Genomic DNA, 15,044 nt, shown 5'->3' on the forward strand with positions numbered 1-15,044 from the left:
GCAGCATGGGAGTCACCATACTGGCAATTACAGTTTTCATCGTTGCCTGCTCTAAAAAATCGGGCACAGATAATGGTCCGAAAGCAGATGGCTTTGATAAAGCCGGTATGCTAACGAACTATGCTGACAATTTGATTATTCCTGCATATATGGGGCTACAGGACCAAATCACCCAGTTGGAAACCACTGCAAATACGTTTCTTGCCACCCCGAATGCGGATAACCAACAAACTTTAAAAGTTGCATTTAAGACTGCATATCTGCAATATGAGCAGGTATCGGTAAATCAGTTCGGACCTTCAGAGCGGGTTTTACTTAATAATTTTCTAAATACGTTTCCGGCAGATAACGCAGTAATTGACGGAAACATTACCCGTGGAACTTACGACCTGACGCAAAATTCCACCATAGATCAGCAAGGTTTTCCTTCGCTTGATTATGTGTTGTTTGCTCCCGATGCATTGGCTAAATTCAGTGGTAGCAGTGCTGCTAACCGTAAAAAATATGTACAGGATCTGCTTGCACGAATGAAAACGCTTACCGGTGGTGTAGTTACTACCTGGAAAAATACCTACAAAGCAGAATTTGTACAAAATACACGTTCTGATGCAGGTAGCCCTATTGCTTTTCTGATCAACCAGTTCGCCTATGAAATGGACCAGATGAAAGGACCTCGTATTGGCTGGCCATTTGGCAAACAATCGGGAGGAGTTCAATATCCGGATAAAACAGAGGGTTATCACGCAGGGATATCTGTTTCACTGGCGGTAGCAAACCTGACTAACCTTAAAAAGATGTTTACCGGAAACAATAGCGGTAAGGGGATGTCTGATTACCTGGTCGCTTTAAATAAGAAACCATTAAGTGATGACGTAATTAAACAGTTTGATTTAGCTATTGTTAAACTGAATGCGATACCTGATCCGTTCTCAACTGCTTTGGCCAATAAGAAAACAGAAATTGAGGCTGCTTACCGTGAGATACAAATACTATTGACATTGATTAAGACCGATGTAGCTTCGGCAACAGGCGTGCGTATTACCTATCAGGATACTGATGGTGATTAATCATTGTTTTCAGAAGCCTGTATCTATTGCACCGCTGGTTATTTTCAGGGTGCTTTTTGGGTTAATGATGTTTGCCGGAATTATGCGTTTCTGGCTCAATGGATGGATAACAGATTTATATGTGACGCCCCGGTTTTACTTTAACTACTGGGGGTTTGAGTGGGTGCATCCACTTGGTGGTACCGGGATGCACCTCCTTTTTTTGCTGGCTTGCGTTTCAGCTCTGGGAATGGCTGCGGGACTTCTGTACCGCATTACAGCAGTGGTCTTTTTCCTGTCCTTCACCTATATTGAAATGATTGATGCGACCAACTATCTCAATCACTATTATTTTATCAGTCTGGTTGGGTTTTTAATGATCTGGCTTCCTGCAAACCGGTATTTTTCCATTGATGTAAAAATATGGCCTGATTTAAGGCGTGATATGGTCCCATTATGGACCGTTGGTATTATCCGTTTGCAAATTGCAGTGGTTTACTTTTTTGCAGGACTTGCCAAACTCAGTCCTGACTGGCTACTGGACGCTACGCCCATGAAAATCTGGCTGCCTGCCAAAAGCCATCTGCCACTGATCGGCGGTTTGATGTACAAAAGCTGGGTGGCTTATTTTTTCAGTTGGTTTGGTGCACTATATGATCTTTTTATCACTTTCTTTTTAGTTAACCGGAAGACCCGTCCCATCGCCTATGTTTTTGTGATCGGCTTCCATCTGGCTACAGCTTTGTTTTTTCCCGGCATAGGGATGTTCCCTTATGTGATGATCATCTGTAGCTATATTTTCTTCAGCTCTTCCGCTCAGCAAAAATTACTGAACCGAATTAAAAGCCCKGGACAAACTACTTCCGATCATAGTGTTTATCACTTGCCTGCGCGCGTAAACAGCATGTTTATGGTTGCTTTAGGTTTCTATTTTTGTGTTCAATTAATTGTTCCCTTACGGTTTTTAGCTTATCCCGGTCAGTTGTTCTGGTATGAAGAGGGTTACCGTTTTTCGTGGCGTGTAATGCTGATGGAAAAATCGGGCAATACTTTTTTTTATGTTAAAGAACCTTCTACCGGAAAAATTTATGAAGTTAATAACAATGAGTTTCTTACTCCTTTACAGGATAAAATGATGAGTACCCAACCCGATCTGATCTTGCGCTATGCGCATTATCTGGCATCGGTATACAAACAGCGCGGGCTAAAAGATCCGGCTGTTTATGCAGAATGTTACGTGGCGCTGAACGGAGAACGTTCGCGCCCATTTACTAACCCCACTATTGATCTATCCAGACAGCCTTTTAGCTGGCGTCATTATACCTGGATACTACCCCTTGTTAAAGATGAAAAATAACACCTTTGGTAAAATATTTCTTTTTGTACTGTTTAATATCTGTTTTTTAAACGCGTTTGCACAAAACTATACCATTAATGGTAAAGTGCAAATCAACGATCAGGCTGCCGGTGGTGCAACTGTGAGCCTGGCTCCCGGAGGCTTGAAGACCGCGTGTGATGAGCATGGTAATTTTGAGTTTAAGGAAATTGCTGGCGGAGAATATGAGCTGCTTGTTCGCCTGGTAGGCGCAAAAAACTTCCGTAAAAAAATCAACGTTAACGGCAATATTGTCCTTAACATCGCTTTAGAAGATGCTGATACCAGACAATTAAACGAAGTCAATGTACAGGATAGCAGTCAGCGAATGGCATCGGGCAATTTAAGGCAGGTAGAAGGAACTGCCATTTATGCGGGGAAAAAAACTGAGGTGGTTAATGTAGGAAATTTGAATGCAAACCTGGCCACTAACAATACCCGGCAGATATACAGTCGTGTTGCGGGAATCAACATTATTGAATATGATGGTGGCGGACTTCAGCTTGGCATTGGAGGCAGGGGATTAAACCCAAGTCGGGTATCGAACTTTAACACTCGTCAAAACGGTTATGATATTAGCGCGGATGCTTTAGGTTACCCGGAAAGTTACTATACACCACCTGCCGAAGCATTGGACAGGATAGAGATTATCCGCGGTGCTGCCAGTTTGCAGTATGGGACACAATTTGGTGGTCTGATAAATTTCCAGCTAAAAAAAGGCCCTGCAGATAAACCGGTGGAGGTTACCAGTCGCCAAACTGCAGGTTCCTATGGATTTTTTAATTCTTTTAATAGTATTGGTGGCAAGGTAAAAAAGCTGAATTATTATGCTTACTACCAATATAAACGTGGTGATGGTTGGCGTCCAAACAGTCATTTTGACCAGAATGGGGCTTATCTGCACCTCGATTACCAGTTTACACCAAAGCTCAAAGTAACGGGTGAATACACTTACATGCATTACCTGGCGCAGCTACCGGGCGGCTTAACTGATGAGGAATTTGAAGCTGATCCAAGTCAGTCTAACCGCGCCCGAAACTGGTTTAAGGTAGATTGGAATTTGGCTAGCGTTACCCTTGATTATGAGTTTAATGACCATACGAAAATTAACTGGCGTAGCTATTATCTACATGGTAGCAGACAGGCACTAGGCATACTAAGTTATATCAACAGACCGGACCCTGGAGGTCAGCGTGATTTACTGGACGATACTTTTAAGAATTTTGGGTCAGAGATACGTTTGCTTCATCAGTATAAATTAGTAAACAATCAGCCTAGTACCTTTTTGGGGGGCGTGAGGGTTTACAAGGGTTTAACCCTGCGCAATCAGGGGAATGCAGATGATGGCAGCGGCCCGACTTTTAAATACACAGGTAGCTTTCCGAGTGGCTCCGGTTATGAATTTCCAGGGACTAATGTGGCGGTTTTTACCGAGAATATTTTCCAGCTGACTGAAAAATGGAGCGTTACTCCGGGTGCGAGGTTCGAGTTTATTTCTACTAAAGCAGACGGGTATTATGCCACCAAATCAAGTCCTTATGATGATTTTTACTACATCCAGAATTTTGAGAAGAAAACAAATAACCGGGCCTTCGTCTTTTTTGGTTTAGGTACTTCATATAAACCTATGAAGGGCATTGAACTGTATGCCAATGTATCACAAAACTATCGCAGTGTAAATTTCAACGATATCAGGGTTGTCAATCCGAATGCCCGCGTCGATTCTACTCTGTCAGATGAAAAGGGGTATACCATTGATGGCGGTATAAGAGGTCATGTGAACTCCTGGATGCGGTACGACCTGAGCTTGTTTTATCTGAAATACAATAAACGCATTGGTTCAGTAAACACAAAAAGCGCTGATAATCTGGAAAACTACCGCCTAAGGAAAAACATAGGGGATAGTCGTAATATTGGGTTTGAGAGCTTAATAKAAGGTGATTTATTGAAGGCTATTAGTAAAGGAACCAGTAAATATAAACTCAGCGTTTATACCAATTTTGCGTTGATAGATGCGAGATATATCACCAGTTTGGACCCATCGGTTCGAAAGGATAATCTGGTTGAATTTGTTCCGCCTATTTTATTTCGTACAGGTGTTTCTTTTGGGAATAAGCTTTTTGATGTTGCTTACCAGTTTTCTCATGTTGGTAAACAGTATTCTGATGCGACCAATGCTGAAAGATCAGATAGGGCAATTGATGGGGTAGTACCTGCGTATCAGGTAATGGATCTTAGCGCAACCTACAGATGGAAGTTGTTTACCTTATCTGGAAGTATCAATAACCTGCTGGATGAGAAGTATTTTACCCGTAGGGCAGATGGTTATCCCGGGCCGGGTATTTTGCCGTCTGATAACAGGACGTTTTATTTAACGCTGCAGGTTAAGTTGTAAAGAGGGGCGGCCACCGTCATCTCCTTTGGTTAATCAAAGGAGATGACGGGAAGAATGACGAAGTGGGTTAGGAAGAAGAAGTGTTATATTTTTATAGGAAAATAGCGTTCTGTAGCTTCATTCTTCAATTGGTCACATATTTTCGGGGTTCCGTCACATTTGTTTAAGGCATGTAGTATCAAGTGCTATCATTGCGTTATGAAAACGCTAATTTTAACCATCGGACTATTTGTAAGTTCAACATTCTTCTTAGTCGCCCAAACTAAGAAGTTAATGATTTTAGGCTTTCGGGACAGTATCTATTCTAAGATACTGGGCGAAAAGCGAGAGATTCTTGTCCATCTTCCGGATACTCCAGCAGACGAATTTGCACCGGATCAGAAGTATCCTGTTATTTATGTTCTTGACGCTGGCTCATACTTTCAAACGATAGCCGCAATTTCCGAAAGCAAAGGCGGAGGCAGTGGGAACTTTTCAAGTCCAAAGGTCATCGTTGTAGGTATAGTCAATACCGACCGGATGAGAGATTTGAGTCCTACACACTGGCCGAATCCTCCTCTTGTTCCTGCCGGCATGGCAGCCAGTTCTGGTGATGGTGAAAAGTTTCTTGGATTTATAGAAAAAGAACTTATTCCACATATAGATTCCATTTGTCCTGCAGCTCCGCATCGCACCATAATAGGTCATTCGCTTGGGGGTTTGGCTGCTATCAATGCTCTACTGAATCATAAGGGATTGTTCCAGAACCATGTTGTGCTCGACCCGACCACCTGGTGGGAAAAGGAAAACTGGATCAATTCTGTAAAAAACAAACTTACCCTTGCTGATTATTCTAATACTAGTGTTTTTCTTGCTATCGCACATTCGGTTGACAAAAGTTTGTCGATTGAGGCGCTAAAAACGGATACGAATCTCAGAACTTTACCTATGCGTTCAGAGTGGAATTTTGATCAGTACATTAAATCGATAATAGGTGCGCATCCATTGATCTACCAATCGAAATACTACCCTGATTACGATCATGGAGGTGTTGCTTTGCCAGGCATTATTGATGCCATGGGTTTTATTTATAATTTTTATGGGATCAGTTTTCCTTTCCCAGGGTTCTTTGCTCCAGATTACAGTGAGGATGGAAAACTGGCAGCGCATTACGAGATGGTTAGTAAGAGATTAGGGTATAAAGTTGCCCCTCCGGGAGAGTTGATAAATGCGGTGGCTCATGAACTGATGGGGTCTAAGCAATTTGACAGAGCAAAGAAGTATCTTGATTTGAATTTGAAAAATTATCCGAATAGTTATAAATCTTATGAGGCAATGGGTGATTATTATAAGGAGTTAGGGAAGAGGGAGTTGTCAGATGGTTTTTATAAAAAGGCAGGAGTAATGAAAGGGAAGGGCTAATCTAAAGGGGTCGTCATCTCCTTGATTAACCAAAGGAGATGACGAGGAAAAATGACGAGTGTGCTAGGATGTTGGGGGAGTTTCCAGAACGGTTTTTAACTGGGGAGCGAACTCCAATCCCCATTTATCAACGGCAGAGATTAGCGGGAGAAGGGATTTTCCGGTTTCGGTAAGGTGGTATTCTACACGCAAAGGGACTTCAGCATAGCTTGTTTTTCCAATCATTCCATGAAATTCTAATTCCTTCAATTGTTGCTGTAATACGCGTCTGGTTATGCCGGTTATTGCATTTAGGATGTCTCTGGGACGGGTTTCTCCTTTTGAAATTTCATCAAGTATGCAAAATTTCCATTTAGAGCCTACCACTTCCATGGCTACAATAAGGCCGCAATTATAATCGATGGGAATTTTTCGCTGATACATATGGCTTTCTATAAAATTCAAAAGTACTAAACTGATGGTTTAAGTCCATAGGGATTAATTTATCACTAAGGGATTAATTACCCCCGTATTTCAGCGGAGCGTTATAAGCCTGATCTTTGCAGTGCAAATTTAAACGCATAACTTTTAATAATTATAGCATGAAGACTTTGGTGATTGTGATACATCCGGATCTCGAAAATTCGGTAATCAACAAGCGATGGATTGAAGAATTAAATAAATACCCTGAAAAGTATACCATACATGATCTGCACGCCCTTTATCCGGATGAACAAATTGATGTTGCACATGAGCAAGAACTGGTCGCAGCACATGATAAAATCATATTTCAGTTTCCATTTTACTGGTTTAATTGTCCGCCGTTTTTAAAAAGATGGTTGGATCTGGTGTTGACGCATGGCTGGGCATATGGTAAAGGCAGTGGGTATAAACTCGCTGGTAAGAAAATAGCTTTGGGTATTGCTGCGGGTATAAATGAAGAGGATTACCATTCGGAAGGAAGGTATAAATATACGCTCAAAGAACTGACTGCTCCGTTTGAAGTGACATTTGATTATATCAAAGCAGATTATAAACCACTTTTTGCTTTTTATGGGGCGGAGCATGATGCAACTGAAGCAAGAATTGAAGAGAGTGCGAAGGACTATATTTCTTTTCTGGGAGGGATGTGAAAAACTGTTTTTTAAATTAAATCTGCTTTTACGGTTGCTATCTTTCCATTTTTAAATGTCATGTCAAATATGCCGCCGATTTTTCCCTCTGGAAATTCGCCGGTAAACTCTACCTCCAGATGTGCTTCGTTATTATTGATATCCAGTTTTATCAATCGGGTATGTGTATTGTATCCGATAAAATAGCTTGTAAAATAATCTTTGATGCCAGCGTATCCAATAAATTTTCTGCCAACAGAAGGATCGTCTAAAATAGCATCTGTGTTATATTTCTGGAGGTATTTATCGGTATCGAGGGCATTGCTCAGATTAATCCAGTCTGATATAAATGATTTGATGTCCATTGCGGTTTTTTAATTGAATGAGGCCCTGAATTCCAGCGGCGTGACATTGGTTTTCTTTTTAAAGATTTTACTGAATGATTGGGGGTGCTCGAAACCAAGCTGATAGGCTATTTCTGCTACTGTTAAATGGGATGTTGACAGAAATTCCTTAGCTTTTTCAATCAGTTTTTCGTGTATATGCTGCTGAGCATTTTGTCCGGTAAGGGAACGGAGCATATCACTAAGATACCTTGGCGAAACATTTAAATGCTGTGCGAGATAATCCACGGTAAGCAATCCGTTGTCCAGTGGTTCCTCTTTGTCAAAATAACTGCTCAGCACATCTTCCATTTTCACGAGTAAATCATTGTTTACCGCTTTACGGGTAATGAATTGCCGTTTATAAAAGCGATTACTGTAATTCAGCAATACTTCAATATAAGAAATCATGAGGTCCTGACTGAAATCGTCGATAGTGCCATTTAATTCTTGCTGAATGTTATCCAGAACGCCCAAAATAGTTGTCTTTTCCTTATCAGACAGGTGCAATGCCTCATTGGCTTCGTAAGAGAAAAATCCGTACGACTTTATGTTCTTGCATAAGGGGTAATTCCGGATAAAATCGGGGTGGACAAGCAGTGAAAAACCTTCGTACTCTTTATCATCTCCAATAATTGAGATCAGTTGATTGGGAGCGGTAAATATCATACCACCCTCGTCAAAATCATAGTATCCCTGACCATAGCCGAATACTCCTTTCAATGTCTTTTTGAAAGATATTTTGTAGAAATTGAACACAAAAGAACTTTTGATATAGGCTTCATTCATTACCATTGTGGAATTATCTACAAGGCTGATCAACGGATGCAGGGGTTTAGGTAAGCCCAGCATCCGGTGCAGTTCTGAAATAGAATTTATCCTCAAAAGATTGTCTGCTTCTTTCCTCATTGTGCTAATTTACTAATTCTCCGAACACCATTTTGTTCATCTCTTTTACTGCTGCTTCAGCACCAATCTCGAGACGTCTTGCATATAGTTGATTGGCAAATTCTCCAGCCACATATCTAAGTTGATCTTTACCATCGGTAGCGGCTTCGTACACCACTTTGGCGATTAATTCTACCGGCTCAAAATTGTCGGGATTCATTAAACCGAATAATTTTTCTAATCCTTCTTCGTAGGCAGGGTGGTGAGCAACAGCTAAAGATTCTCCTGCAAAATTGGTTTTAATTCCGCCTGGTGCGATGGTTTTGATGCCAATGTTGTGAAGGCCTAATTCAAATGACATGCTTTCGCTCCAACCTTCCAAAGCCCATTTTGTAGCGTGATAAATACAGTCCAGAGGGAAAGTTACGAGGCCGCCAATAGAAGTAGTGGTCAGGAATAATCCGCTTTTCTTTTCTCTGAAATACGCTACAAAAGCCTGGGTAACGCGGATCACCCCCAACAGGTTGGTGTCAATTTGTTTCACGAGCTGTTCATCTGAAATCGCTTCCAGCGCACCTACCAATCCGTAGCCTGCGTTGTTTAATACCACATCGATATCGTGTTTTGCTATTGCTTCTTTTACTGTGTTTTGAATTTGTTCTACATTGGTAACGTCTAATGGTAGTAAGGTTACATTTTCCAGTGTATTCAATTCTGTTTCTTTGTCGGGATTGCGCATTGTGGCGATAACGTTCCAGCCGTTACTTTGAAACAGTTTGGCAGCGGCTTTTCCTAAGCCTGAAGATGCTCCTGTAATAAAAATTGTTTTTTTCATTTTGTCATTGTTTAAATGTGATATACAAAAGTCAACAGAAGTTGGGTGCTGGATGTGGCCATATTGAGGAATGTAGTAGCCAAAATGACGGAGGTATGGTGGAGAGGAGGAGGTTGTTTGATTTCGGACAGTGGTGTTCATATTCGCACAAGTGATTTGCCGTGAAATTGGCGTTTGTGGCTTAAAAAAGGATTTTTTACCTTATGGCTATGTTGTTGTAATGCTGATTTTGATTAAAAAATATAGCTATGCTGAAAAATTACTTCAAGATCGCGTTCCGGAATTTGAAGCGCAATAAATCATATGCACTTACTAATGTGCTTGGCCTGGCACTGGGGATTGCCTCTGCTGTCCTGATATTTGCATTGGTGAAATACCACCTGAGTTTTGATGGCTACCATTCTAAAGCCGATCGGGTTTACCGGATCACTACGGAATTTCATGGTGAAGAGACTACTTATAGCACTGGGGTAACTTCGCCGCTTGCGGAAACCTTCAGAAGTGATTATCCGCTTGCGGAAAAGGTTGCAAGTGTGGCGGCTATTCCCGACAGGGTTATTGCTATTCCTTCGGCCAATGGCACAGAAGCAAAGTTTGAGGAAAGTCTGGCTTTTGCTGAGCCAGAGTTTCTTGATATCCTGGACTTACCATTGATCCGCGGAAACAAGCAATCGGCATTGCGTGTGCCCAATACGGCGTTGATTACAGAACGCATTGCCAGGAAATATTTTGGCGGGGCAGATCCTATTGGGAAGACCTTTCGTGTAGATAATATATTTAGTGTGACAGTTGCAGGGATTCTAAAAGATCTGCCTGTTAATACCGATCGGCCTGAAGAAATTTACGTGCCTTTTGAGCATTTGAAACAACATAGTCCATGGATGGTTGAAAAGGATTGGTGGTTTAGTGTGAGCAGAAGTCTGCAGTGTTTTATCCTGGTTAAACCGGGTGTAACGCCTGCCAGAATAAAAGAGGCCCTTATTGCCATGTCCAAAAGTCATTACAATGCGAAAGATGCCAAGTATTTTCAATTCAGGGCGCAACCGCTTTCTGATATCCATTTTAATCCTAATTTGCATGGTCCGGTTGAAAAGAGAAATCTATGGGCTTTGTCGTTAATCGGCGTTTTCCTGATCATCACCGCTTGTGTGAATTTTATTAACCTGGCCACTGCGCAGGCGTTGAAGCGTTCTATTGAAATTGGTATCAAGAAAGTGCTGGGGGTGCAGCGCTGGCAGCTGTTCTGGCAGTTTATAGTAGAGACTGCGGCGATTACGATGCTGGCTATGGTGGTGGCTTTGATTATGGCTGAGTTGAGCTTACCTTATGTGAACCAGTTGTTTGATGTGCAGGTGAAACTTCATCTTTTCAGCGATGTATATATGTTGCTGTTTTTGCCCGCATTGTTCCTTGTTATGATCATGCTGTCGGGTTCTTATCCGGCTTTGATCCTCGCTGGTCTTCAGCCTGTGCTGGCTTTGAAGGGGAAATTGTCGCAAAAAGATGCCGGTGGTATTTCTATGAGGAGGGGCTTGGTGGTTATGCAGTTTGCTATTTGTCAGTTACTGATTATCGGTACGCTTGTGGTGGCTGGTCAGGTGCGCTATTCTAGGCAGGCAGATATGGGTTTCCGCAGGGATGCTGTGGTAATGCTTCCGGTTCCAAATAATGAAATTACTAAACTCAGTGCGCTTAAAGCCGGACTTTCGGGAATAACCGGGGTGGAAAATCTGACGTTTTGTGGTGATGCGCCGGCTTCTGAATTCGCTCCGAGCACTAGTATTCAGTTTGGTTCCCGCCCAAAGGCCGAAGATTTTGGCATATCAACAAAAGCGGGGGATGCCAATTATGCTTCTATGTTCAATTTGCAAATCCTAGCCGGGCGTAATTTGATGCCTTCGGATACCGTGCGTGAGTTTCTGGTTAATGAAACCACAGTAAGGAAGCTGGGGTTGGCCAAAAATCAGGATGCTATTGGGCAAACTGCGGTGATGAATGGTTATAAGGGTACAGTGGTAGGTGTGGTTAAGGATTTCCACAATAAGTCTTTCCATCAGGGTATTGATGCGCTTTATATTACCACTTTGCGTGATAATTACGGTGCTTGTGCGGTAAAAGTGAATATGGCAAATATGAATGCTACGCTTGGTGCTATGAAGGACGTATGGGCTAAGGTGTACCCGAATAATGTGTATAAGTATGATTTTCTGGATGATAGGATTGCTAAGTTTTATGATCGCGACCGGATTATATTGAATCTGATACAGGTTTTTGCCGGTATTGCGATACTGATCGGTTGTTTGGGCTTGTACGGACTGATCTCATTTATGGCTGCTCAAAAAACCAGGGAAGTAGGTGTGCGCAAAGTATTGGGCGCCAGTGTGCAGAGCATTGTATGGCTTTTTGGTAAGGAGTTTACCCGTTTGCTGCTAATTGCTTTTGTAGTTGCTGCGCCTCTTGGTTGGTGGGTGATGAATAACTGGCTCGAGAATTTTCCTTACAGGATCAGTATTGGGGCAGGGATTTTTGTACTGGCAATTCTGGTAAATATGACTGTGGCGGTTTTGACTGTGGGGTACAGGTCTGTGAAGGCTGCGATGATGAATCCGGCGACAAGTTTGAGGTCGCAGTAGCTTTTTGGATAGCAGCAACACTTACTTGCTTATTAACTTAATATATACTACCGTTTTAAGCAGGTCTTCTTTTCTGTGGCGTGATATAGGGAGTTGTTTTCCGTCAATAAAAACCCGGCCTCCGGAAATGGCGTCGATTTTACGGATGTTAATCAGGTAGGATACATGTATTCTGAAGAACGAATCCTTAGGGAGCATTTCCTCTAATGAGGTCATTGTCTGATGAATAACAAAGGTCTTATCTTTGAAGTGCAGTTTCAGGTAATTCTGCATTCCTTCCACAAATAGGATATCTTCCCAAACTATTCGCCGGAAAGTATCACCTTGTCTGATGTACATATCTGAGTCGGAGCCTTCCTTACTATTTTGTAATACGATACGAGATTGAAACAGATCCAATGCCTTGTTTGCTGCCTGAAAGAAACGTTGAAACTCTAAGGGCTTCAACAGATAATCTACAACATTCAACCTGAAGCCTTCCAGTGCATGCGCTGAATAAGCTGTGGTTAATATGGTGAGTGGGGATTTGTCCAGGGATTCTAAAAACTCAAGCCCGGACAGCATGGGCATGTTAATATCCAGAAACATCAGGTCAATCTCCTTTACTTTCAATATCTCTGTTGCCTTCATTGCAGAGGTGCAGGTATCTACGACCTCAAGAAAATCCAACTGGTTAATGAAGTTGACCACCCCTTTAATTGCGACGGGCTCATCATCCACAACTAAACATCTTAGTAGCGGACTATTTGTTTGTTTCGGTAGTATCTCTGCCATAATTCTATATTTTGATCACCAGTTTTGTATAATAAGTTGTTTCAGAATCCTTGATTGTCAAGCTATAATCGTTGGCATAAAGAATATCTAAACGTTTTCTAATGTTGTCTAGTCCTAATCCCGAAACGCTGTCTTTTTCCTGTTGAATATTCGATTTGGAGTTTTCGATTTCCAGGCAAACCGACTTTGCTGTCTGCTCAAAATTTATCTTTACATAAGCCTCTGATATGCCACGAGAAACATGTTTAAAGGCATTTTCTATAAATGTAATCAACAACAAAGGGGGGAATTCCCTGTCGTTATCTTCGACCTTCCAGGAACAATTTATGGTCAGCTCGTTTCCCCAGCGTACTTTTTCTATATCAATAAAGTCCTTTAAGAATTGAACTTCCTGCTCTATGCTTACTTTTCTGTTTTTCTCGCTGTTGAGTTGATGACGAAGTATTTTAGAATATTTTATTAATAATGAAGAGGCCAGATCTACATCTTCCAGCATTAGTATGTTGATGTGATTTAGTACATTAAACATGAAATGAGGATTGATTTGCTGATGAAGTATTTGTAATTGGGACTGAACCAAGGCTTCATGCAGTTTCATGTTTTCCTCATAGAACCTCAATCCGCAAAATCCAAAATTAACGAATAAGGCCACCAGTAAAGCATTTATGTACATTATGCCAAATACACTCCTCCCCAATAATAACTCGGATGGAGGAAAAATGCCGCTTTCTTCTAAATAAAGAAAACCATAAAGAATTGCAGGTATAAAAATGGCAGATATGGCTGACACAAGAAAAAACTGCCCGACGAACAAAAGCATCTTTTTTTGTCTCATTGCTTTTTGTAACAGGTTTTTGCTTAAGTATGTGGTAAATGGGTATACGCAGGACATGACGCATAATGCCAACAAGCCACCTTCCACAATAGATGAGTCGGGTATGTATCGAAAGCCAAAGACAATGGTTAGGAATATCCATATGAGGATAACAAACCGATCGTAGTTTTTCAAAAGTGTCATGCCACAAAGTTAAGGGTATTAATCTATAGACAATTACCAGGCGTCAAAGCGAAACGCCCATCGGTCAAAACTATTTTCGACGCGCCGGAATCCCTTTGATATTTGTCTCAACAGACGTAAAAAACGTCTTCTATATATTAAAATTATGAGATTATTATTGATTTGTGTTTTTATAAGCGTGACTTGTACAAACATCAGTGCACAGGTTTTTTTCAAGACTGAATATTTTGGGACGTCAAAGTATCAGGTAACAGAAGGCGACTCTAGTCAGACGATAGGGAATAGTAAGGGTTCAGCAATGGTTTATCAGGGAGGTATAAACATTCCTCTCTCGATGAAGTTGAATGAGAAAAACCGCCCTACGATGTGGTCTATTAGCGGAGGCGGGGCATATGTTAAGCTTAATAATAGGAATTTTACTGAACCATTGGTTATTAATGAGATTTTGAATCTGGGTTTAAGTCTTAATTATCAGCGGCCATTAAATGATAGGTGGTCACTGAAAGCGGGGATAGGTGGCGGAATTTTTATGCCAAGTACTAAATTGTCGCAAATCAGGTATAAAAATACATTGGCTAGTGCCAGTGTTGTTTTCATTCGTCATTTGAGGCCGAATCTGGATTTGGGAGGTGGTCTTGCTATCAATAACTCTTTCGGATTTCCGATGCTATTTCCTGCTTTTTACCTCAACTGGACCACATCCGGACGTTATAGTGTTCATATTTCGCTGAAGGACGGTCTTGAAATGTCGGCAGGCTACAATGTCAATAAAAACTTAAGGCTAAGTTTTGTAACGGAGATTAACGGACAGATGGCTTTATTGGAACAGGAAGGAAAGGATAAGATATTTACCCACCAGTATGTTGTTCTGGGATTGCGTCCGGAAATAAAGATAGGGAAACGTGTTTCTATACCGCTCACTTTTGGATTAAATGCTACGCGGACGGCACAAATAACGAATAGAAGTTTAAAGACGATTTTTCAGGATAAAGGGTATTCTTTTAAGGCATCGGCGTATGCTTCAGCAGGGTTGCAGATTGGGTTTTAGGGCCGTCGTCATCTCGATTTCTATGACAAAACCAAATCATTTTTATAGATGGTTTGGTTTTTTATTACAGCGAATATCCTATGGATGATTTTGTTTCTTACCGCATTTAAAACGCTCATCTTGTTCTTTCCCTCCTGAACTTTTCGTTTATAATATG

General features: G+C 41.4%; 13 protein-coding genes. 7 read left to right on the plus strand and 6 right to left on the minus strand.

The window, feature by feature from the left end; all coding sequences use genetic code 11:
* From AC1DG9_RS13605 to AC1DG9_RS13620, 4 genes are all read left to right on the plus strand, one after another.
* A partial coding sequence (locus AC1DG9_RS13605) for an imelysin family protein (protein ID WP_477634747.1) occupies window positions 1–1,067 on the plus strand: 1,067 nt, incomplete at its 5' end.
* On the plus strand, window positions 1,057–2,403 hold the full coding sequence (locus AC1DG9_RS13610) for an HTTM domain-containing protein (protein WP_337716548.1): 1,347 nt from the start codon (window positions 1,057–1,059) through the stop codon (window positions 2,401–2,403). The genes AC1DG9_RS13605 and AC1DG9_RS13610, both read left to right, overlap by 11 nt.
* Complete coding sequence (locus AC1DG9_RS13615; RefSeq protein WP_477634748.1) at window positions 2,393–4,816, plus strand: TonB-dependent receptor domain-containing protein; 2,424 nt, start codon at window positions 2,393–2,395, stop codon at window positions 4,814–4,816. Before AC1DG9_RS13610 ends, AC1DG9_RS13615 begins: the two co-directional genes overlap by 11 nt.
* Window positions 4,817–5,014: 198 nt before the next feature.
* Complete coding sequence (locus tag AC1DG9_RS13620; RefSeq protein WP_337716550.1) at window positions 5,015–6,217, plus strand: alpha/beta hydrolase-fold protein; 1,203 nt, start codon at window positions 5,015–5,017, stop codon at window positions 6,215–6,217.
* Between the two features lie 63 nt (window positions 6,218–6,280).
* Here the strand turns inward: AC1DG9_RS13620 and AC1DG9_RS13625 are convergent, their stop codons facing one another.
* On the minus strand, window positions 6,281–6,640 hold the full coding sequence (locus tag AC1DG9_RS13625; RefSeq protein ID WP_288878990.1) for a winged helix-turn-helix transcriptional regulator: 360 nt from the start codon (window positions 6,638–6,640) through the stop codon (window positions 6,281–6,283).
* A 158-nt stretch (window positions 6,641–6,798) separates the two neighbouring features.
* Between AC1DG9_RS13625 and AC1DG9_RS13630 the strand changes: the two genes are divergently transcribed.
* Window positions 6,799–7,329, plus strand: coding sequence for an NAD(P)H-dependent oxidoreductase (locus AC1DG9_RS13630; RefSeq protein ID WP_172659777.1), 531 nt, complete (start codon window positions 6,799–6,801; stop codon window positions 7,327–7,329).
* A gap of 11 nt (window positions 7,330–7,340) precedes the next feature.
* Here the strand turns inward: AC1DG9_RS13630 and AC1DG9_RS13635 are convergent, their stop codons facing one another.
* The 3 genes from AC1DG9_RS13635 to AC1DG9_RS13645 are packed head-to-tail and all read right to left on the minus strand — an operon-like array spanning window position 7,341 to window position 9,414.
* Complete coding sequence (locus AC1DG9_RS13635) at window positions 7,341–7,673, minus strand: nuclear transport factor 2 family protein (protein WP_288878991.1); 333 nt, start codon at window positions 7,671–7,673, stop codon at window positions 7,341–7,343.
* 9 nt (window positions 7,674–7,682) lie between these two features.
* Window positions 7,683–8,600, minus strand: a complete 918-nt coding sequence (locus AC1DG9_RS13640) for a helix-turn-helix domain-containing protein (protein ID WP_172659779.1) — start codon at window positions 8,598–8,600, stop codon at window positions 7,683–7,685.
* Between the two features lie 4 nt (window positions 8,601–8,604).
* Window positions 8,605–9,414 carry an SDR family oxidoreductase gene (locus AC1DG9_RS13645; RefSeq protein ID WP_288878993.1) on the minus strand — a complete coding sequence of 270 codons (810 nt, stop codon included), beginning with the start codon at window positions 9,412–9,414 and terminating at the stop codon, window positions 8,605–8,607.
* A 248-nt stretch (window positions 9,415–9,662) separates the two neighbouring features.
* Here AC1DG9_RS13645 and AC1DG9_RS13650 point away from each other — a divergent pair, with 248 nt between their 5' ends.
* The gene (locus AC1DG9_RS13650; protein WP_337716552.1) at window positions 9,663–12,047 is read left to right on the plus strand and encodes an ABC transporter permease; all 2,385 of its coding nucleotides are present in this window, start codon (window positions 9,663–9,665) and stop codon (window positions 12,045–12,047) included.
* A 21-nt stretch (window positions 12,048–12,068) separates the two neighbouring features.
* Here AC1DG9_RS13650 and AC1DG9_RS13655 read toward each other — a convergent pair whose 3' ends face one another.
* Both AC1DG9_RS13655 and AC1DG9_RS13660 read right to left on the minus strand, forming a co-directional pair.
* Window positions 12,069–12,821 carry a LytR/AlgR family response regulator transcription factor gene (locus tag AC1DG9_RS13655; RefSeq protein ID WP_337716554.1) on the minus strand — a complete coding sequence of 251 codons (753 nt, stop codon included), beginning with the start codon at window positions 12,819–12,821 and terminating at the stop codon, window positions 12,069–12,071.
* Window positions 12,822–12,825: 4 nt separating this feature from the next.
* Window positions 12,826–13,656 carry a sensor histidine kinase gene (locus tag AC1DG9_RS13660; RefSeq protein ID WP_477622371.1) on the minus strand — a complete coding sequence of 277 codons (831 nt, stop codon included), beginning with the start codon at window positions 13,654–13,656 and terminating at the stop codon, window positions 12,826–12,828.
* 328 nt (window positions 13,657–13,984) lie between these two features.
* Between AC1DG9_RS13660 and AC1DG9_RS13665 the strand changes: the two genes are divergently transcribed.
* On the plus strand, window positions 13,985–14,887 hold the full coding sequence (locus AC1DG9_RS13665) for a DUF6268 family outer membrane beta-barrel protein (protein ID WP_337716558.1): 903 nt from the start codon (window positions 13,985–13,987) through the stop codon (window positions 14,885–14,887).
* Window positions 14,888–15,044: the final 157 nt, after the last annotated feature.

The sequence above is a fragment of the Pedobacter sp. 05L430 genome, from assembly GCF_056397585.1.